Origin of the sequence: Pseudomonas sp. AE27, from assembly GCF_037113495.1 — a bacterium.
Lineage (GTDB): Bacteria > Pseudomonadota > Gammaproteobacteria > Pseudomonadales > Pseudomonadaceae > Aquipseudomonas > Aquipseudomonas palmensis.
Map to the genome: position 1 here is coordinate 1279485 of NZ_CP146966.1, position 21762 is coordinate 1301246.

Genomic DNA, 21762 nt, shown 5'->3' on the forward strand with positions numbered 1-21762 from the left:
GCCGTGATGAGACCGTCCGCGCAGCAACGCGGAATGGCGATCATCAGTGCCTTGCTGATAGCCGCCGTGGTGGCGGTGATCGCAGCGGGCATGATCAGCCGCCAGAGCGTATTCACCCGTGAGCTGGAAAGCCTGCAGCAGCGTGCCCAGGGGCAGGGCGTGCTGCAGGCGGGCCTGGCCTGGAGCCGTGAGGTACTGGCCGAGCAGCGCCGCGTCGACCCGCTGGTACGCCTCGACCAGGGCTGGGCGCGCCCCATCGCCGGCCTGCGGGTGGGCGAGCACGGCGCGGTGTTTCAGGGCCGGCTGGAAGACGAGCAGGGCAAGTTCAACCTGCGCAACCTGGTGGTCGAGGAGCAACCCGACGCGCAGGCCCTGGCCACCTTCGAGCGCCTGTGTGCACTGATCGGCCTGGCCGCGCCGGTGGCGCAGGCGATCGCGGCGCGGGTGATCGACGGCTACCCGCGCCGGCAGGCGCCCGTGGCCGAGGCGGTGCACGGCTTCGACAGTGGTCGCGCAACCTCGCCGGGTGCCGCTTCGCGCCCGGTGCCGGCACGCCGGCCGATGCTGCGCAGCCTCGACCAGCTGGCCGTGCCGGGGCTGGATGCCGAAGGGCTGGCGCGCCTGCGCCGAGTGGCCACGGTGCTGCCGGCCAACACCTGGATCAATGGCAACACCGCGTCGGCCGAGGTGCTGGCGGCGCAGGTGCCGGGCTTGAGCGTAGACAAGGCGCGCCAGCTGATCGCCGAGCGCGACGGCGGGCGCTGGTTCGTCAACCGCGGGGATTTCGTCAACCGCCTGCAGATGCCCCACGTGGTCCTCGAAAGCGTGCCGGTGGGCATTACCAGCGACTGGTTCCGCCTGCACGGCGTGGCCCGTAGCGGCTCGCGCGAGGTGCGCCTGGAGGCGCTGCTGCTGCGCGGGCAGGCGCCCCTGGCACAGGTTGTCTGGGCACGGGTGGGCGCATGAAGGCACAACTGCACATGGCATTGCCGCGGCTGGCGGCGCTTGAGGGCGGGGCGCGGGTCGGCTATCGGCAACTGGACCGCCAGGGCCGGACCGAGGCCGAGGGCGAGGCGGCGCAGGCGCAGCTCAAGAGCCTGGCGCGGGGCCGCGAGGTACTGGCGTGGCTGCACCCGGACGACAGCCTGTGCACCGAGCTGGTACTGCCGCCGTTGCCGGCGGCGCGCCTGGGGGCGGCGGTGCAGTGCGCGGCGCAGGGCCTGATACTGGGCGATGTGCGCGCCGTGCATATCGCCCACGGGCCACGGGCAGCGGACGGGAAGGTGGCGGTGGCATGGCTGGGGCAGGCGGCATTGCAGGGCCTGGCGCAGTGGCTGTCGAATGCCGGCCTCAAACCCCGGGGCCTGTACCCGACCCCGGCAAGGGCCGGCGCATGCCCGGTGGCGAGCCTGCACAGCGGCCTGCGCGCCCCTGCCGCCGCACAGCACGGCTGGCCACGGGCACTCGCCCTGTGCGCCAGCGCCGCCATGATCTGGACCTTGGGCCTGAACCTCTACGCCGCGCGGCTGGCCGACACCGGCCAGCAACTGCGCCAGCACATGCACCAGCAGGTACGCGCTGCCTACCCGCAGTTGCAGGTGATCCTCAACCCGCTGCAACAGGTACGCCAGCAGCTCGCCGCCGGCGACAATGGCGCGGTCGCACCCTTCAACCACCTGCTGCAGGCCGCCGGCAGCGCCATGCCGTTTCTGGCCGGCGCAGTCGAGCAACTGACCTACCACGACGGCGTGCTCGACCTGCAGCCACTGCCCGGCGCCGCGCGGCCCCCGGCCGACAACGCCTGGCAAACCCGGCTGGCGGCGCAGGGCATCGAGGCCAGCAGCAGCGACCACGGCTGGACCCTGCGCCCGGCGACCGCCACGGGCGAGGAGGTGGCCAATGTTGAATAAGGCACGGCACCCCCTGCGCCGCCTGCGCCCCTGGTGGCACGGCCTGAGTGCGCGCGAGCGCCGCGCCGTGGCCCTGACCGCACTGCTGCTGGGCACCACGCTGTGGTGGCTGGTGCTGGTGCAGCCGGCACTGGCGCGCATCGCCCACTGGGAGGCCGAAACGCCCAGGCTGCGCAGCCAGGCGCAGACCCTCGACGGCCTGCTCGCCCACGCCCCCTCACTGCCGGGCGCCGCGCAACAGGCGCCGGCCCTGCGCCAGAGCCTGGAGCACGCCGGGCTGGGCGGCCATTACCAGCTTCAGGCGGTGGAGGGCGGCTGGCAGCTCGATCTTGCCCAGGCCCCCGCCGAGGCCGCCACCGCCTGGCTGCTGCAGGCCCCCGCACAACTGGGCCTGACGGTGGTGCACAGCCGCCTGCAACGCGACCCGCTGGCCGATCCCTCGGCCACGGCGTCGTTCTCCGGAATCGTTCGCTTGGACCAGGCGCAAGGCGCTAAGGAATCGTCATGATGTGCACCCAACTGCCGCGCCGACTGGCCGGCCTGGCTCCCCTGGTACTGGCACTGGCCCTGGCCGGTTGCAGCCAGCAGCCTGCGCAGCCACTGGCCAGCAGCGAGCTGGGCCGACCGCTGGCCAACGTGCAGCCCGGGCCGACCAGCCTGGAACGCCACGGCCTGCAGGCGCGGGTCGAGCCACAGCGCCCGACCCCGCGTGCCCCCGCCCACCGCGCCAGGCCCCACAGCGATGGCAGCGCCAGTGCCGCACCGGGCAACCCGCTGGGCGACCAGCCGGTGCAGCTGAACTTCGTCGACGCCGACATCCAGGCCGTGGTGCGCGCCCTGTCGCGGGCCACCGGGCGCCAGTTTCTGGTCGACCCGCGGGTCAAGGGCCAGCTGACCCTGGTGTCCGAAGGCGAGGTGCCGGCCACACGTGCCTACGCCATGCTGCTGGCGGCCCTGCGCATGCAGGGCTTCAGCGTGGTCGACGTGGGTGGCGTCAGCCAGGTGGTGCCCGAGGCCGACGCCAAGCTGCTGGGCGGGCCGATCAACAGCAAGGATGCCGGCACCGGCATGCTCACCCGCACCTTCCGCCTGCAATACGAGAACGCGGTCAACGTGATCCCGGTGCTGCGCCCCATCGTGTCGCCCAACAACCCGATCAACGCCTACCCCGGCAACAACACCGTGGTGGTCACCGACTATGCCGAGAACCTCGAGCGTGTGGCCCGGCTACTCGACAGCATCGACATCCCCAGCGCCATCGACACCGACGTGGTGGCGATCCAGAACGGGATCGCCAGCGACATCGCGGCCATGGTCTCGGAGCTGCTCGAAACCCAGGGCAACGACCCCACCCAGAAGATCAGCGTGATCGGCGACCCACGCTCCAACAGCGTGGTGATCCGCGCCGGGAGCCCCGAGCGCACGCAACTGGCCCGCGACCTGATCTACAAGCTCGACAACGCACAGAACAACCCCAGCAACCTGCACGTGGTGTACCTGCGCAACGCCCAGGCCGGCAAGCTGGCCCAGGCCCTGCGCGGGCTGCTCACCGGCGAGAGCGACAGCAGCAGCGGTGACGACGCCCGCGCCAGGCTCAGCGGCGGTGGCCTGCTGGCAGGCAAGCAGAACGGCAGCGGCGCGGCGGCGAACACCGCGCAGACCACCAGCGCCACCCCGCCAGCCGCCACCTACGGGGCCAGCCTCGGCCAGGCCGGCAACGCCTATGGCAACGGTTCGCAGGGCAGCGAGCAGAACACCGCGTTTTCCGCCGGCGGGGTGACCATCCAGGCCGACGCCACCACCAACACCCTGCTGATTTCGGCACCCGACCCGCTGTACCGCAACCTGCGCGAGGTGATCGACCTGCTCGACCAGCGCCGCGCCCAGGTGGTGATCGAAAGCCTGATCGTCGAGGTCAGCGAAGACGACGCCAACGAATTCGGCATCCAGTGGCAGGCCGGCAACCTGGGCAAGAACGGTGTGTTCGGCGGCGCCAACCTGGGCGGTGCCGGGTTCAATCGCGGTGCCAGGAACAGCATCGACGCGCTGCCCCCCGGCCTGAGCGTGGGCGTGGTGGACGGCACGGTGAACATCCCCGGCATCGGCGAGGTGCTCGACCTCAAGGTGCTGGCCCGCGCCCTGACCAGCAAGGGCGGCAGCAACGTGCTGTCCACGCCCAACCTGCTGACCCTGGACAACGAGGCGGCGAGCATCTTCGTCGGCCAGACCATCCCCTTTGTCAGCGGCCAGTACGTCACCGATGGCGGCGGCACCAGCAACAACCCGTTCCAGACCATCCAGCGCGAAGAGGTGGGGCTCAAGCTCAACGTGCGCCCGCAGATCTCCGAAGGCGGCACGGTCAAGCTCGACATCTACCAGGAGGTCAGCAGCGTCGACGAACGCGCCTCCAGTGCCGCCGGCACGGTCACCAACAAGCGCGCCATCGACACCAGCATCCTGCTCGACGACGGCCAGATCATGGTGCTCGGCGGCCTGCTGCAGGACGGCTACACCCAGGCCAACGACGGCATTCCGTTTCTTTCCAGCCTGCCGGGGGTGGGCGTGCTGTTTCGCAACGAGCGCCGCGCCACCAGCAAGACCAACCTGATGGTGTTCCTGCGCCCCTACATCATTCGCGATGCCGAGGTGGGGCGCAGCATCACCCTCAACCGCTACGATTTCATCCGCCGTGCCCAGGGCGGGCTCAAGCCGGCCCATTCCTGGGCACTGCCGGACGCGCAGATGCCGCTGCTGCCCAGCGCCGAGCAGGGCGTACCGCGCGCGGGCGCGGCCATCGGCACCCCGCGTGCGGCGATCCGCGCCGTGCCGCTGGATGAAGTCGGGGTTGCCCGGTGAGCCGCCTGCCGTACGCCTGGGCCAAGGCCCAGCGCGTGGTGCTGCTGGCCGGCGAGCACGCAGCGCCCCTGCGCCTGTGCCCCTCGACCCCGGCCTGGGCGCTGGGCGAGGTGCGCCGCCAGTTCGGCGAGCAGGCCGCCGAGCAGGTCAGCGAAGACGAGCTCGACCGCCTGCTGACCAGCGCCTACAGCGACAACGGCGGCGCCGCAGCGGCGGTCGGCGCGGCCGAGAACGACGTCGACCTCGACCGCCTGATGCAGGACATGCCCGAGATCACCGACCTGCTCGACACCCAGGACGGCGCGCCGGTGATCCGCATGATCAACGCGCTGCTGACCCAGGCTGCCGGCGACGAGGCCAGCGACATCCACATCGAACCCTTCGAGACCCACTCGGTGGTGCGCTACCGGGTCGACGGCACCCTGCGCGACGTGGTCTCGCCGCGCAAGGCGCTGCACGCGGCGCTGGTGTCGCGGATCAAGATCATGGCGCAACTGGACATCGCCGAAAAGCGCCTGCCCCAGGACGGGCGCATCGCCCTGCGCGTGGCTGGCCGGCCCATCGATATCCGTGTGTCCACCGTGCCCACCGGGCATGGCGAGCGGGTGGTGATGCGCCTGCTGGACAAGCAGGCCGGGCGTCTGCAACTGGAAACCCTGGGCATGGCCCCGGCGCTGCTGGCCCGCCTGGACGTGCTGATTCGCCAGCCCCACGGCATCGTGCTGGTCACCGGGCCCACCGGCAGCGGCAAGACCACCAGCCTGTACGCGGCGCTGGCGCGGCTCGATGCCAGCGTCAGCAACATCCTCACCGTCGAGGACCCGGTGGAATACGACCTGCCGGGCATCAGCCAGATCCAGGTGAATGCGCGCATCGACATGACCTTTGCGGTGGCCCTGCGCGCGATCCTGCGCCAGGACCCGGACATCATCATGATCGGCGAGATCCGCGACCTGGAGACCGCGCAGATCGCGGTGCAGGCCTCGCTCACCGGGCACCTGGTGCTGGCCACGCTGCACACCAACGACGCCGTGTCGGCGGTCAACCGCCTGCTCGACATGGGCGTGGAACCCTTTCTGCTGGCCTCGGCGCTGCTCGGCGTGCTGGCCCAGCGCCTGGTACGGCGGCTGTGCCCGCACTGCCGTCAGCCCGACCCGAATGCCCCCGGCCAGTTTCGCCCCCATGGCTGCGCCAGCTGCAACCACACCGGCTACAGCGGGCGTACCGGGATCCACGAGCTGTTCTGCATCGATGACCCGATTCGCGGCCTGATCCACCAGGGCGCCGACGAACAGGCCCTGCGCGCCGCAGCGCGCCAGGCCGGCATGCTGAGCATGCGCGAGGACGGCCAGCGCTGGGTCGACAGCGGCAGTACCGCCGTGGAAGAAATCCTGCGTGTGACCCGGGACGCCTGATGAGCCGATACCGTTATGAAGCCGCCGATGCCCAGGGGCGCATCAGCCGTGGCCAGCTGGAGGCCGACAGCCCGGCGGCGGTGATCGGGCAATTGCGCGGGCTGGGCCTGAGCGCCTTGCAGGTCGAGCCGGAGCCTGCCGCCAGTGCCGGCGGCGGGTTGTTCGCCAGCAAGCTGTCGGATGCGGACCTGGCCTGGACCACGCGCCAGCTGGCCAGCCTGCTGGCCGCCGGGCTGCCGCTGGAGGGCGCCCTGAGCGCGACCCTGGAGCAGGCCGAACGCAAGCACATCGCCCAGGTGCTGGGCGCGGTGCGCGGCGACGTGCGCAGCGGCATGCGCCTGGCCGACGCGCTGGCGGCGCGCCCGCGGGACTTTCCCGAGATCTACCGCGCACTGATCGCGGCGGGGGAGGAGTCCGGCGACCTGGCCCAGGTGATGGAGCGCCTGGCCGACTACATCGAAGACCGCAACACCCTGCGCGGCAAGATCCTCACCGCGTTCATCTACCCCGGCGTGGTCGGGCTGGTGTCGATCGGCATCGTGATCTTTCTGCTCAGCTACGTGGTGCCGCAGGTGGTCAGCGCCTTCACCCAGGCGCGCCAGGACCTGCCGGGGCTGACCCTGGCGATGCTCAACGCCAGCGACTTCATCCGGGCCTGGGGCTGGCTGTGTTTCATCGTGCTGGTGGCCGGGGCATGGGGCTGGCGTGTGTACCTGCGCGGCGCGTCGGCACGCCTGGCCTGGCACAGCCGGGTGCTGCGCCTGCCGTTGCTGGGGCGCTTCGTGCTGGGCCTGAACACCGCACGCTTCGCCTCGACCCTGGCGATTCTGGGCAGTGCCGGGGTGCCGTTGCTGCGGGCCCTGGAGGCGGCGCGCCAGACCCTGGCCAACGACCGCCTCGACCAGTGCGTGAGCGAGGCCACGGCGCGGGTGCGCGAAGGCGTGGGGCTGGCGTCGGCGCTGGCGGTGGAGAAGGTGTTCCCGCCCTTGCTGATCCACCTGATCGCCAGCGGCGAGAAGACCGGCAACCTGCCGCCGATGCTCGACCGCGCGGCGCAGAGCCTGGCCAAGGACATCGAGCGCCGAGCGATGGGCATGACCGCATTGCTGGAGCCGCTGATGATCGTGGTGATGGGTGCGGTGGTGCTGCTGATCGTGATGGCGGTGCTGCTGCCGATCATCGAGATCAACCAGCTGGTGCAGTGAATTGTTTCTTGCGCGGGGTGAACACCCGAGTCGGCCGGGTGGTGAATCCGGGAGGTTGCTGCGGTGTTGCGGCTGACGCCTTCGCCGGCAAGGCCGGCTCCTACAGGATCACACCAACCCCTGTAGGAGCCGGCCTTGCCGGCGAAGGACCGCACTGCGGCCTTGAAAACACCCGAGAAATTACCCGCCAAGCTCCCGATGTTTTTTCCTCTGACTGTCACCGCGCACTGCCAACCTTAGCCTCGTGGATCGGCCAGCAAGCCCTCTGGATCAAGGCGCTGCGCCACGCCACCGTGACATGCAAGCGCGACTCACCTCAACGTACGAACACGACGAAAGGAGCTTCTTCATGTTTAAGCGCACTATGATCGCAGCCTCGCTGGCTGTTGCCGCACTGGCTTCGGCTCAATCGATGGCAGCGGTTGTCGGTGGCGGTGCCACCCTGCCACAAGGCCTGTACACCACCCCAGGCGTACTGGGCGCCGGTTTCGACACCTACACCGGTGTTGGCAGCGGTAAAGGCAAGTCGGCTTTCCTGTTCAACCGTGCCGCCGATATCAACAAGCCCGCCGGTGTGACCGTCGATTTCGCAGGCAGCGACTCGATCCTTTCCGATGCGGAAATCAACACCTACAACCTGGACCACAACAGCGCCGGCAACGACGTCGCCAACAAGTGGGGCCCGCTGATCCAGGTTCCGTCGGCAGCCACCTCGGTCACCATCCCGTACAACCTCAAGCTGGCCAACGGCACTGCCGTCAACGACCTGAACCTGACCAGCGCCCAGCTGTGCGGGATCTTCTCGGGTTCGATCAGCAACTGGAACCAGATCGACGCCAGCTACCCGAACAAGGCCATCAAGGTGTTCTACCGCAGCGGCAGCAGCGGCACCTCCGAGATCTTCACCCGTCACCTGAACAGCCAGTGCCCGACCCAGTTCGGCGTCAGCAGCACCTTCACCACCGCTCAGGTCGGTGCAGAGCCTGCCACGTTCCAGGGTGTTGCCCTGAGCGGCGATATCGTGACCTCGGTGTACGGCACCGAAGACGCCATCGGCTATGTAGGCCCTGAAGACGTGGATGCCACCAACAACGCCAAGGTCGCCCGCGTCAACAACCTGCTGCCAACCGTCGGCAACGTGCAGACTGCACTGGCCAACGCCGCGCCGCCGGCCACCGCCGCCGCACGCGCGATTCCGCAGAACTGGGCCCCGGTGCTGGCCAACCCGGCCACCGGCTACTCCATCGTTGCCTACACCAACCTGATCTTCGGTCAGTGCTACAAGGACGCCGCAGACGGCACCGCCGTCGTCGCCTTCCTGAACCGTCATTACGGCGCCACCACCAACAACGATGCGGCCATCATCGCGCAGAAGCTGATCCCGTTGAGCCCAGCCTGGAAAAACGCCGTTCGCCTGCAGTTCGCCAACCAGTCCGGCGCACTGGGCGTGAACAACCTCAGCGTGTGCAACACCCAGGGTCGCCCGGCCTAAGCCGCGCCGACGCCTGTCGCTGTACCCCGTCGGTAACGGCTCGCGCCGTTACCGGCTTTTGCGTTTCAGAACGCCACCGATCACATGAACTTTGCGTGACAAAGGTTCGGTCTGCCGCCCGTGCAACCGCCTATGTCATAGGTCACCGGCCGCACCGGCGTGTGGCATCCCATTACCGCGATGGACCAGAAAAGGATTGATTGCAATGCGCCTTGGCACTGCTGCTTCGCCCTCCCACCGTACCCACCGTCAGGCCGATATGCCCCTGCTGCGGCTCAAGCCGCTGGCCCAGGTGATTGCGCTGCTGGCCCTGGCCGGCAGCGTGCAGGCGGCGCCTGCGGCGTTCAGTTCGGCCTGGTTCGCGGCCAAGGGCAGCGCGCCGCAGGCCGGCGGTACGGGCGGGCAGGGCGGTGCGGTGCAGTTGCCGGGGCTGCCACCGCCGCTGGCCCAGCAGCAGCGTGCCAATGCCCAGTTGCAGCGTTCGCTGCAAAACCTCAACAACACCGTGGCCGCCATCGCCGCGCAACAGGCTGCCCAGGCGGCCGGCCGCGCCGCCGCGCTGGCGGCGCCCTCGAGCATCCACAACGGCCTGGGCGGCAATGGCCTGAACCCGCTGCTCGATGCCAATGGCAAGCCGTTGTTCACCAACGCCGAGGCTCCGGTACAGACGCAGAAGGGCGGCACCACCCAGGTGACGATCAAGCAGACCGCCGACAAGGCGATTCTCAACTGGGAAACCTTCAACGTCGGCCGCGACACCCAGCTGACGTTCCAGCAGGACGCCAACTGGGCGCTGCTCAACCGCGTCGGCAACAGCGTCGCGCCCAGCCAGATCCAGGGCACGATCAAGGCCGACGGCACGCTGATGATCGTCAACCGCAACGGCATCGTGTTCAGCGGCAGCAGCCAGATCAACGTGCGCAACCTGACGGCGGCCGCCGCCACCATCAGCGACCAGCAGTTCACCGAGCGCGGCCTGTACGTGGACAGCCTGGGCAGCCAGCCGACCTTCACCGATGCCGCCGGCAAGGTCATGGTCGAGCGCGGCGCGCTGATCCAGACCCACGCCCCGGCCAGCTCCACCCAGGGCGGTGGCTACACCCTGCTGCTGGGCCACGAGGTGGAGAACGCCGGCCAGTTGATCAACGCCAAGGGCCAGGCGACCCTGGCGGCGGGCGATACCTTCTACATCCGCAAGGGCGTCGGCACGGCGGGCAACCCGTACTCCACCACCCGCGGCAATGAGGTGGCCACCACGCTGAAGGCCGGCAGCACGGCCGGCACGGTGAGCAACAGCGGGCTGATCCAGGCCAGCCAGGGCGACATCACCCTGACCGGGCATCAGGTGCGCCAGCAGGGCGTGGCCGTGGCCACCAGCTCGATCGACAACCGCGGCACCATCCACCTGCTCAACGTGGCCAGCGACCGCACCGGCAACGTGACCCTGGCCGCCGGCAGCACCACTGCCATCGTCATCGACGCCAACCCCGGCAGCGCACTGGACAGCCAGCGCGAGGCGGTGCGCAAGGACCTGGGCGGGCAGGTCAACCAGCGCAACGGCGCGTTCGACAACCTCAGCGCGGTGGCCGATGACCGCAGCCTGTCGCGGGTGGAGATCGTCAGTGGCGGCACGGTGGACTTCCAGGGCGGCTCGCTGACCCTGGCCACCGGCGGCCAGGTGGCGGTGAGTGCCGGCCAGCGCAGCCTGCTGCGCGACGGCGCGGTGCTGGACGTGGCGGGCGCAGTCGGGGTCAAGCTGGCCATGGACAGCAACAGCATCAAGGTCAACATCCAGGGCAACGAGCAGCGCGACGCGGCGGGCAACCGCGACAGCGGCGCGCTCAACAGCACCGATGTGTGGGTCGACATCCGCGAGCTGGTGCACGTGGCCGCCGGCACCAACGGCTACGAGGGCGAGCGCTGGTACACCGCCGGCGGCCTGCTGGAAGTGGGCGGCTACCTCGGCACACGCAGCCACGGGCTGGGCGAGTGGCTGGCCCAGGGCGGCACGGTGAGCTTCACCGGGGGCGACCTGGTGACCCAGGCCGGCTCGCTGGTCAACCTCTCGGGCGGCACGCTGGACGTGGCCACCGGCTACCTCAAGCAGACCTGGCTCAAGGGCGCCGACGGGCGCCTGTACAACCTCTCGCGTGCCCCTGGCGACGTGCTGTACCAGGGCGTGTACAAGGGCTACGAGCAGCACAGCGCACGCTGGGGCCAGACCCGCTACTTCTACAGCCCGCTGATCGCCCCGCGCGAGCGCCTGGAGAACGGCTACACCGTTGGCCGCGATGCCGGGCGGCTGGTGGTCGGCACCGCCAATGCGCAGCTGGGCGGTGAGATCCTGGGTGAAACCTTCAAGGGCGACCACCAGCTGCAGGCCCCGCAGGCCGGCCTCGACGGCTACCGGCAAAGCCAGCTGAGCCAGGCCCGCGGCGCGCAGCTGATCGTTGGCGACTACCGGCCCACCGCCACGGGCAGCGTGCTCAACGCCGGCGCGGGCAACCTGCACCAGGTGGTGATCGGCTCGCAGGTGCAGGGCGGCTCACTGACCCTCGACGCCCCGGTCGAGGCCGAGCGCGAAGGCGTCCTGCGCCTGGAGGCCGAGCGCCTGCGCGAGCTTGGCGGCCTGCAGGTGGCCGCGTATGAGAGCATCCGCCTGGAGCAGGCGCTGAACCTGGCCGACGGCGCCGGCCTGAGCCTGCTGGCGCCACAGGTGCAGATAAACGCCGACCTGGTCAGCCACGGCGGCGACCTGCTGCTGGGCAACCTGCAACGCGGCTCGGACAGCCTGCGGGTCGGCAATGCCGGCCTGGCCGCGCGTATCGAGGTGGCCGACGGGGTTCGCGTGGAGGCCAGCGGCCGGCGCCAGGACGGCGTCAATGCGCAGCCCGCCGACCTGTCGGCCTGGCTGGACGGCGGTTCGCTGGCCCTGCGTGGCACCGGCGACATTCGCCTGGGCCAGGGCAGTGTGCTGAGTGTGGAAAGCGGCGCGGCGCGCACCCCCGACGGCAGCTGGCGCGGGGGTGCCGGTGGCGACCTGAGCCTGGCCAGCCTGACCTCGGGTGGGGCCGGTGGGCAGTTGCTGCTGGGCGGCGAGCTGCGCGGGTACGGCACCACGGGTGCCGGCACGCTGGCCCTGCGCGGCGACACCGTGAGCATCGGCGCCGACACCCCGGCGGCCAGCCTGAACCTGGGTAGCGATTTCTTCGCCAAGGGCTTTGCCCGCTACGAGGTGGTGGGCAACCAGCGCCTGGAGGTGGCGGCCGACAGCCAGGTGAAGGTGACGCGGCCGGTGTATCGCCTGCGTGGCGATGCCCGTTCGGCGGCCGAGGCGCTGGAGCTGTGGACGCCACCGCAGTACCTGGAGAACGCCGCCAAGGGCGTCCTGACCCAGCGCGCCGGTGCCAGCCTGCTGCTGCAGGCGGGCAGCGAGTTGGACCAGTCGGCCCAGCAGGTGGCGTCACGCTGGCTGCAGGTAGCCAGCGGCAGCCGTATCCAGGTCGATGACGGGCAGTCCATCACGTTGCGCAGCCCCGGTGGCCTGCAGGTTGACGGCAGCCTGGTGGCACACGGCGGGCAGATCACCCTGGCTGACACTGTTGTGCAGGAGGCCTTGACCAGTGCGGTGCGGTTCGAGCCGCATCAACGGGCGATCCGGGTCGGCGCCGGGGCGCTGCTCGACGTATCGGCCCGAGCCGTCACCGCCGTGGACGCGCGTGGCGAGCGCTATGGCGAACTGCGCCAGGGCGGCAGTATCGTCATCGGCAGCACCTTCGACCCCAACCTGGGTGGCGCGCTGGCCCCCGACCTGTTCGTGGTGGTCGAGCGCGGCGCTGTACTGGATGCGTCCGGTAGCCAGATGAGCGTCGATGTACCCGGGGTTGGCGCGACTCGGCTGGCCAGCCAGGGCGGCAGCATCAGCCTGAGTTCGATCAATGGCCTGTACGTGGACGGCGAGTTGCGTGCAGCGGCGGGTGGCGCTGGCGTGGCGGGCGGCAGCCTGACCCTTGCGCTGGAGAGCGGTACCTACCCGATCACCCCGGCCTATGCCGAGGCCATCCGCCAGCGCGAGCTGCGTATCAGCCCGCGCGGGGAAGCCTTCGCCAACCAGGCCGGTGAGCTGGAGCATGGCCATGGCCACCTCAGCGTGGCCCAGGTGGCGCAGGGCGGGTTCGATGCACTCACGCTGTTCAGCCGCGGCGTGATCAGCTTTACCGACGACGTGACGCTGCAACCGGCGCGCAGCCTGCACCTGTATGCCGGTGCACTGGGGCTGGCCGAAGGGGCTCGCGCCGATACCCGGGTGCGCCTGTCGGCTGCGCATGTGCGTCTGGCCGGGTACACCAGCCTGCCGCCGGCCGGGCCGGGCCTCACCAACAATCAAATCGGTATCGCGCTTTCGTCGCAAGCCGATCAGGCCAGGCTGCAGGTGGATGCGGCGCTGATCGACGTACGCAATACCCTGAAGTTCGGCACGGGGGTGAGTGAAGCGCTGAGCATCGATCGACGCGGCTTCCATCAGGTCAGCCTGAACAGCAGCGGCGATCTGCGCCTGCTCAAGACACTGGGCGGTAACGACACGCGGCTGGTGGCGCCGGGCACGCTGACCCTGAGCGCGGCGCAGATCTACCCTGGCACCAATGCCGTGGCAGTGATCAAGGCCGAGCATGTGAAGATTGCGCGCAGCAGCGCGGCCACGCCTGCCCAGCCCTATTCGCTGTTTGGCGCGCTGTCGATACAGGCCGACGCCATCGACCAGCAGGGCGTGCTGCGCGCGCCCCTCGGCGCCCTGGTACTGGGCACCGCCAGCACCCGCGAAGTGACCCTGCGCCCTGGCAGCCTGACTTCGGTCAGTGCCGCCGGCCTGGTGATGCCTTATGGCGGCACGGTAGATGGCCTGGTGTACAACTTCGCCGGCCAGTCGCTGAACAGCACGGTGCTGGGGCAGAGCCTGCCCAACGGCTGGCTCAACGTGACCCTGGGCGGTGGCAGCATCGCGGTCCAACCCGGTGCGGTAATCGACCTGTCCGGCGGTGGCGATGTGCGCGGCGCCGGCTTCATCTCCGGGCGCGGCGGCTCCACCGATGCCCGCTATCACCCGCTGGTGCGCAACAACCCCGATGGCAGCTTCAGCCTGCCGGGCCTGGCGAACAACCCGGTGTACGCCATCGTGCCCGGTGTGCAGGCCAGCGTGGCGCCCGAAGCGGTGGCGGGCGAGCCATCGGGTTCGATGCCGTTGGTGGGCCAGCAGATCACCCTGGACGCCGGGATCCCAGGCCTGCCCGCCGGCACCTACACCTTGCTGCCGGCCAGTTATGCGCTGTTGCCGGGGGCCTACCGTGTCGAGGTCAACGGCCAGGCCAGCGTCGGCGCGCCGCAGGCAGGTGCCATGGCGCTGCGCAATGGCTCATGGGGCCTGACCGGCAAGCGCTCGATCGCCGGCAGCGGGCTGGGCGATGCCCTGTCGCAGCACCTGATACTGACCGGTGCCGACACCTTGCGTCGGTACTCGCAGTACAACGAAACCAGTTTCAGCCAGTTCCTGCTCGACGATGCCGCACGCCTGGGTATCCCGCGTGCCGCGCTGCCCATCGATGCCAAGGGCCTGACCCTGGACCTGGGCCATAACGACACCACGCGGCCCGGCTTCAGCATGCAGGGCGTGCTGTTGAACAAACCGGCGGACAAGGGCCACGGTAGCATCGCCACGGTGCTGTTCGGCGACACCCTGGTGATCCACGGCGACAACGCGCCCGCCACACCGGGTGCCGGCGAAACCGCCATTGCCGCGTCGCAGCTCAACGCCCTGGGTGCCAGCAGCCTGCGCATCGGCCATGCCGGGCAGCGGGTGTACGGGCAGGGTGGCAACCAGCTGCTGTTCGGTGATGCCAGGGGCACCAGCATCGTGCTCAAGGGTGGCGCGCACCTGAAGGCCGCCGAAGTGCTGATGGTTACCGGGCGCATCGCCGGCGCCATCAACATAGAGCAAGGCGCGAGCATCGATACGCTCGGGCAGGGCGCACCCGCCTACGACAGCCGCGACGGCTACCTCTACAACCCGCACAACAGCAGCCTGCTGATCGTGTCCAATGGCTGGGTCGACGTGCTGGCGCCGCAAGCGCCCAGCGGGACGATCACCGGGCCGGGCAGCATCCTGATCGGCGGCTGCCTGACGCGGTGCAGCGGCCAGACCGAGCTGTATTCCGAAGGCACCATTGCCGCCGCCACCAACAACCGCTTCAGCCTCGACGACCAGGTGCGCTTCGGCACCCGCAACCTGACCCTGGCGGTGGGCGCGATCAACGTCGGCAGTGCGCAAAGCCTGGCCGCTGCCGCTGCGGCGGGCTACCTGCCCAGCGGCCTGACCCTCAACCAGCAGGTGCTCGACCGCCTGCTGCAGGGCGATACCCGCCGTGGCGCGCCAGCCCTGGAAACCTTGACGCTGACCGTGCAGGACAGCCTCAACTTCTTCGGCACCACCGCGCTCGACACCCTCGACCCGGCGACCGGCAAGTCGCGCCTGAGCAACCTGGTGCTGGGCACCCCGGCGATCTACGGGCATGGCGCGGCCACTGACGTGGCCAGCATTCGTACCGGCAACCTGATCTGGAGTGGCGCCACCCAGGCCGCGCCGGCCCTGCTCGGCAACGGTGCCGGCACCGGCAGCGGGCGGCTGCAGATCGAAGCCCGGCGCATCGAACTGGGGTATGGCCCGCAGGCGCAGAGCAGCAGCCAGCCGGCGTTCGAGCGCCTGGCGCTGGGCTTCAGCGACGTGGCGCTGCTGGCCAGCGAACGCCTGACTGCCAACCACCGTGGCAGCCTGTCGGTGTATCAGTCACGCGGCGAGTATGTGACCGGTGAAGGCTACCGCTACAGCGGCGGCAACCTGCTGGTGCGCACCCCGCTGGTGACCGGCGAAGCCGGCTCGGTCAACCAGGTGCGCGTCGGCGGTGCCCTGCAGATGCTCGCGGGGGCGGCGCCGAGCACCGCCGACGCGCAGCTCAAGGCCGGGGCGCTGGGCGCCGAATGGTCGTTCAGCGCGCAGCGCATCGACCTCGACACCCGCGTGGCACTGCCCAGCGGCAAGCTGACCCTCGACAGCCAGGGCGACCTGCGCCTGGGCCAGGCGGCGCAACTGGACCTGGCCGGGCGCAAGGTCAGCCTCAACGACCTGGACAAGTACAGCTGGGGCGGTGACGTGATCCTGCGCAGCCAGCACGGCAACATCCACCAGGCGGCCGGGTCGAGCATCGACCTGCACGCCGAACACAACCAGGCCGGCAGCCTGGAGGTGGTGGCGCTGGACGCCAGTGCCGGCCAGGTCGACCTGCAAGGCCGCCTCCTGGGCGCAAGCTCCGGCCACTACGATGCCGGGGGCACCCAGGTGCCCTACGCGGGTGCGGGTTTCACCCTGCGTGCCCAAGGGCTGGCCGGTGACCTGAGCAGTGCCTTCGCCACGCTCAACCAGCGCCTGAACGACGGCGGCGTGCATGGCAGCCGGCGCTTCCAGTTCAAGCAGGGCGACCTGCAGATCGGCAACGGGGTGCGCGCCAACCAGGTGCAGGTGTCGCTGGACAACGGCCATCTGCGTGTCAACGGCCTGATCGATGCCAGCGGCGAGCGTGTCGGCAGCATTCGCCTGGCCGCCGGCAATGGCCTGACCCTGGCCCAGGGCGCGGTGCTCGATGCACATGGCAGCGTGCTGCGCGTGGACAGCTACGGCAAGATCATCGACAGCCCCAACCGGGCTACCGTGGAGCTGAATGCCGGTGCCGGGCAGCTGACCCTGGCGCGTGGCGTGCGTATCGACCTGCGCCATGGCACCGACGCACCACTGGGCGGCGGTGCCGGCCAGCACGATGGCCGCGAGCGCGGCACCCTCGCGCTGTATGCGCCGCGGCTGCGGCCCGACGACCCGACCCATGGCGACATCGCCATCGACGCCTCGCAGGCGCTGTCGATTCTTGGTGCGCAGCGCATCGACCTGTTCGCCATGGCGCGCGATCATGCGGCCCCGCAGGGCGTCGACCCACATGTCAGCGGCAAGCCCTATGTCCAGATCGACCAGGCCTACCTTGACGCACGCCACGCGCAAAGCGTGCAGTTCATCGACAGCGCCCTGGCCAACACGGCGCTGGTCAACGGCAAGCTCGCCGGCCTGGTCAAGGGTTACGCCCAGCAGTTCCACCTGCGCCCGGGGCTTGAAGTGATCACCGACGGCGACCTGGTAATAAGCGGCGACCTCGACCTGTCGCGCTACCGCTATGCCAGCCTCAACCCCAACGTGCACAAGACCGGCGCGGTGTACGGCTCGGGCGAGGCCGGCAGCCTGAGCTTGCGTGCCGGTGGCGACGTGGAGGTGCTGGGCAGCATCAACGACGGCTTCGCGCCGCCACCCGAGACCCAGGACGACGGCGGCTGGGTGCTGCTGGAAGGGCGCCTGGCCTATGGCGCCCAGGTGGTGGTGCCCAACGGTGGGGTCGAGCTGCACGAGGGCACCGGTTTTCTGGCCGGCCAGGTGCTCAACTACGACCTGCCGATACAGGCGCGCGAGCTGGCCTCGGGCGCTGTGCTGCCAGTGCGTGCAACCCTTTCGGCCGCGATCGAGCTGCCGGCTGGCACCGTGCTCTCGGCGGCGCTCTACAACGCCGACGGCAGCCAGGCACTGGCGGCGGGCACCCGCCTGGAGGCCCCGCTGCGCCTGGAAGCGGGCATGCAACTGGGCGCCGGCACGCGGCTGGTGGTCAACACGCCCGTCACGGCCATGACCTGGCCAAAAGGCGTGGCACTGCCGTCCGATCCGGGCCACCTGCTGAACGGTGGCGCCGATGACCTGGTGCTGCTGGCGGGCAACCTGGTGCTGCAACGCGGCGCGATCATTCCGCCGCGCACCGATATCAAGCTGGGGGGCGTGGGCTCGGTGGCGCTGCGCAGCGAGGGCAAGGGCACCAACTGGGCGGTTGCCAGCATGCTGCCGGCCGGTTCGCAGTCGTGGAACCTGCGCGTGGTGGCCGGTGCCGATACCACGGCGGCCGACCCGCGCCTGGCCGACCCGAACGCCAGCGGGCGCCTGCGCCTGGCCGACCACCACGTGGGCATGCTGGCGGTAGGCGCCAGTGCCGGCTGGGTGTGGACCCAGGAAGGCATCGACGGGTTTGGTGTGGACGCCAGGCCCGGCGACCCGATCGACTTCGATGCCATCGGCTACCCCACGCTGTGCGACGAGTTTCCCACCTGGTGCGCCAGGGCACCGGCTGCCGGGGGCGGCCTGGTGTGGACCCAGGAAGGCATCGACGGCTTTGGCGTGGACGCCAGGCCCGGTGACCTGATCGATTTCGACGCCATCGGCTACCCCACGCTGTGCGACGAGTTCCCCACCTGGTGCGCCCGGGCACCGGCCGCCGGCGGCGGCCTGGCCTGGACCCAGGAAGGCATCGACGGGTTTGGCGCAGATGCCAGGCCGGGCGATCTGATCGACTTCGATGCGATTGGCTACCCCACCCTGTGCGATGAGTTCCCCACCTGGTGCGTGATGACCGCGCCGGGCAACACCGAGCACGACACGGTGCCCGGCGGCGCCTCGCGTTACAGCGTGCTGCGTACCGGTACCGGTGACCTGGACCTGATCGCCGCCGGCAACCTGGACATGACCACGCTGTTCGGCGTGTACACCGCCGGTACGGCGACCCCGGTGCCCGCCGCCTATCAACTGGCACGCGGGCAGGCCAATGACGGGCAGGTGCTGCCGGAGTTTCTCGGCGGCTACGAGGCGTTGGTCGATGGCGGCGCGCAGAGCCTGTACCAGGCCTGGTACCCGGAGCAGGGCGGCAACCTGCTGTTGACGGTGGGGGGCAACCTGACGGGCAACTCCCTCAGCCGCGAATATGGCAGCCTGACCCGCCTGGCCTACCAGTTGCCCACCGCACAGGTCGGCAACTGGCTGTGGCGCCAGGGCAGTGGCAACGCGCTGGCGGCAGACGAGCAGATACCCACGGCCTGGTGGATCAACTTCGGCACCTATGTGCGCTACCAGCGCAACAGTGTGGTGGCCGGCTTCACCGGCTTCGGCACCCTGGGCGGGGGCAACCTCGATGTCACGGTGGGCGGGCAGGCCGGTACCCTCGATGTGATCGGCAATACCGCTGACCAGTACCGCACGCAGTGGGACGACAGCGCACGTACCCAGGCCCTGCAGCTGGCAGTGGGCAGCACCGGCCGCGTGGGCCGCGATGGCAGCCTGACGCTGGGCGGTGGCGGCGACCTGAACCTGAAGGTCGGCGGCGCCGTCAACCCGACCCAGGCGGCCCTGGGGCGTGGCGACAACGCCGATGTACTGGGCGTGGCCGCCCATGACCTGCAGGGTACCCTGGTCAACCTGCGCGGCAACCTGCAGGTGTCGGCAGCGGCCCTGGGCGGTATCGACCGTGCCTACGGCGCGCTCGGGATACAGCAGGACAGCCACGAAACCCGCGCCTACGACCCGTTCCAGGCCACCCTGGCCAGCGCCAAAGGCGGCCTGGTGGTGGTGCCCGGCGACGCCACGGTGCAACTGAGCACCCGGGGCGACCTGGTGCTGGGGGCGGCGGCCGACCCGGGCCGTGTGCCCACGCTCAACACCACGCCGTTCGGCACGGCGGCGGGGGGCGGCAACAGCTGGTTCAGCCTGTGGACGGCGAACACTGCCATCGACCTGTTCTCGGCGGGCGGTGACCTGACCCCCAGCACCCAGCTGATCGAATTGACCCAGCCGGTCAGCGGTGATGCGCTGTCCGGCCTAGATACCTCGCCCACCGACGGGCGCTTTGTCTACCCGTCGATCCTGCGTGCGGTGGCGGCCTCCGGCAACCTGTACTACGGGAACTCCGCGCAGTACCGGGAGAAGAACCGGCTGCAGGGCGCGAGTGGCTACTCGTTGCTGCTGGCACCTTCGGCCAATGCCCAGTTGCAGCTGGTGGCGCAGGGTTCGATCTACGCCGGTGGCTATGCGATCAACCAGTCCGGCGCCGCACCGTCGGCCCTGGCCACGCCGTTCAACCCGGGTTTCATCGGCAGCTACAACGGCCACAGCGTCAGCAACCAGAGGCCAGACGGGATTGCGGCAGACCTGGAAGCGGGTCGCTTCCCGCTGTTCGCCTTTGGCAGCACCAGCACCGCCAATGCCTACGGGCAATTGCAGCCGGCGCGCATCTACGCCGTGAGCGGCGACCTGGTGGGGGTGCGCTCGGGCGAGGTCCTGAACTTCGGCAATGCGCGCAATGGGGCCGTCTGGTACGAGGGCGCCGCACCGGTGTGGATGATGGCGGGGCGCGACATCGTGTACAGCGGTACCGGCCTTGGCGAGACCACCTACGTGCCGGCGATGATGTCGGACATCGTCGGTGCGCTGGCGCTGTCCAGCGGCAACCTGTTCGTGCACAACCACGCCACCGATCACTCGCAGGTGGTGGCTGGGCGCGACATCCTGTTCAGTGGCCTGAACGTGGCCGGCCCCGGCACGCTCACCGTCAGTGCCGGGCGTGACCTGCGCCAGGAGGACCGCGCGGCCATCACCAGCCTGGGCGCCATCGTCACCGGCGACAACCGCCCCGGCGCAAGCCTGGTGTTGCAGGCCGGCGTGGGCGCCCAGGGGCCAGGGTATGCGCGCTTTGCCGAGCTGTACCTGAACCCGGCCAACCTTGCCGACAGCAACCAGAGCCTGGCGGCGCAGCCGGGCAAGGTGGCCAAGACCTACGCCGAGGAGTTGCGTCAATGGCTGGCCGAGCGCTACGCCTTCGAGGGCGATGCGGCCCAGGCGCGGGCGCGGTTCGCCAGCCTGCCGGCGACTGAGCAGGCGGTGTTTGCGCGCCAGGTGTACTTTGCCGAGCTGCGTGCTGGCGGCCTGGAGTACAACACCGTGGGCGGGCCGCGCCAGGGCAGCTACCTGCGCGGGCGCAATGCGATCGCGGCGCTGTTCCCCGAGCAGGACGTGGCCGGCAACCCGATCCGCTACGACGGCGACATCCTGATGTTCGGCGGGGCCGGGGTGCGTACCCAGGTGGGGGGCGCGATCCAGATGCTCACCCCCGGTGGCCAGCAGGTGTTCGGCGTGGAGGGCGAGGCGCCGCCGGCCGGTGCCGGGGTGATCACCCAGGGCAACGGCGATATCCAGCTGTACGCGCGCGGCAGCATCCTGCTGGGGCAGAGCCGCATCATGACCACCTTTGGCGGCTCGATTCTGGGCTGGTCGGCCGAAGGCGACATCAACGCCGGGCGTGGTTCCAAGACCACGGTGGTCTACACCCCGCCGCGCCGGCTGTACGACACCTGGGGCAACAGCAGCCTGTCGCCCACGGTGCCGAGTACCGGTGCGGGTATCGCCACCCTGGCGCCGGTGGTGGAAGTGCCGCCGGGGGACATCGACCTGATTGCGCCGCTGGGCACCATCGATGCGGGGGAGGCGGGCATCCGGGTGTCGGGCAACGTCAACATTGCCGCGTTGCAGGTGGTGAACGCGGCCAACATCCAGGTGCAGGGTGATGCCAAGGGCATGCCGGTGGTGGCGGCGGTGAACACCGGCGCGATCTCGTCGGCGAGTGCGGCGGCGTCGTCGGCGACCCAGGCCGCCGAAGATGCGGTGCGCCAGCAGCAGGCCGCGGCCCGCCAGCGTCAGCCGTCGGTGATCACCGTGCAGGTGCTGGGGTTTGGTACCGAGCGCCTGGTGCCGGGCAAGGAGGGCGCGAGCCTGGGGCCGCAGTACAACCCGCAGAGCCCGGTGCAGGTGCTGGGGGCCGGGGCGCTGGATGAGCAGGCGCGGGGGCGGTTGACGGAGGAGGAGCGCGGGAATCTGGTGCTGTAGGGTTGCCAGGTTCGGTTCGGGGCGGGTGGGCCGGTCGTTGCTACCC

The 21762-nt window shown here is 70.1% G+C and carries 8 protein-coding genes; all 8 read left to right on the top strand.

Annotated features, from left to right (window positions below; genetic code table 11):
* The first annotated feature begins 6 nt into the window (after nucleotides 1–6).
* Entirely contained in the window at nucleotides 7–966 is a 960-nt protein-coding gene (gene gspK / locus V9K84_RS06050) for a type II secretion system minor pseudopilin GspK (protein WP_256582883.1), read from the top strand.
* Nucleotides 963–1910 (top strand): type II secretion system protein GspL, encoded by a 948-nt coding sequence (gspL, locus tag V9K84_RS06055; RefSeq protein ID WP_088515442.1) that lies wholly within the window; start codon nucleotides 963–965, stop codon nucleotides 1908–1910. The genes gspK and gspL overlap by 4 nt, the downstream gene beginning before the upstream one ends.
* Nucleotides 1900–2418: a type II secretion system protein GspM gene (gene gspM / locus V9K84_RS06060; RefSeq protein WP_088515441.1), complete on the top strand. Its 519-nt coding sequence runs from the start codon at nucleotides 1900–1902 to the stop codon at nucleotides 2416–2418. The genes gspL and gspM overlap by 11 nt, the downstream gene beginning before the upstream one ends.
* Nucleotides 2415–4766 carry a type II secretion system secretin GspD gene (gene gspD / locus V9K84_RS06065; RefSeq protein ID WP_058541160.1) on the top strand — a complete coding sequence of 784 codons (2352 nt, stop codon included), beginning with the start codon at nucleotides 2415–2417 and terminating at the stop codon, nucleotides 4764–4766. Before gspM ends, gspD begins: the two co-directional genes overlap by 4 nt.
* Nucleotides 4763–6181: a type II secretion system ATPase GspE gene (gene gspE, locus V9K84_RS06070; RefSeq protein ID WP_043860340.1), complete on the top strand. Its 1419-nt coding sequence runs from the start codon at nucleotides 4763–4765 to the stop codon at nucleotides 6179–6181. Before gspD ends, gspE begins: the two co-directional genes overlap by 4 nt.
* Complete coding sequence (gspF, locus tag V9K84_RS06075; protein ID WP_054916085.1) at nucleotides 6181–7386, top strand: type II secretion system inner membrane protein GspF; 1206 nt, start codon at nucleotides 6181–6183, stop codon at nucleotides 7384–7386. Before gspE ends, gspF begins: the two co-directional genes overlap by 1 nt.
* Before the next feature lie 349 nt (nucleotides 7387–7735).
* The gene (locus V9K84_RS06080) at nucleotides 7736–8878 is read left to right on the top strand and encodes a substrate-binding domain-containing protein (protein ID WP_043860338.1); all 1143 of its coding nucleotides are present in this window, start codon (nucleotides 7736–7738) and stop codon (nucleotides 8876–8878) included.
* Between the two features lie 205 nt (nucleotides 8879–9083).
* Nucleotides 9084–21716: a filamentous hemagglutinin family protein gene (locus V9K84_RS06085; RefSeq protein WP_338794318.1), complete on the top strand. Its 12633-nt coding sequence runs from the start codon at nucleotides 9084–9086 to the stop codon at nucleotides 21714–21716.
* Nucleotides 21717–21762: the final 46 nt, after the last annotated feature.

Excerpts from the sequence above, each read along its gene's own strand:
- V9K84_RS06085 (WP_338794318.1), top strand. The coding sequence starts at position 9,084 with ATGCGCCTTGGCACTGCTGCTTCGCCCTCCCACCGTACCCACCGTCAG.
- V9K84_RS06080 (WP_043860338.1), top strand. The coding sequence starts at position 7,736 with ATGTTTAAGCGCACTATGATCGCAGCCTCGCTGGCTGTTGCCGCACTG.
- gspK (WP_256582883.1), top strand. The coding sequence starts at position 7 with ATGAGACCGTCCGCGCAGCAACGCGGAATGGCGATCATCAGTGCCTTG.
- gspF (WP_054916085.1), top strand. The coding sequence starts at position 6,181 with ATGAGCCGATACCGTTATGAAGCCGCCGATGCCCAGGGGCGCATCAGC.
- gspD (WP_058541160.1), top strand. The coding sequence starts at position 2,415 with ATGATGTGCACCCAACTGCCGCGCCGACTGGCCGGCCTGGCTCCCCTG.
- gspL (WP_088515442.1), top strand. The coding sequence starts at position 963 with ATGAAGGCACAACTGCACATGGCATTGCCGCGGCTGGCGGCGCTTGAG.
- gspM (WP_088515441.1), top strand. The coding sequence starts at position 1,900 with ATGTTGAATAAGGCACGGCACCCCCTGCGCCGCCTGCGCCCCTGGTGG.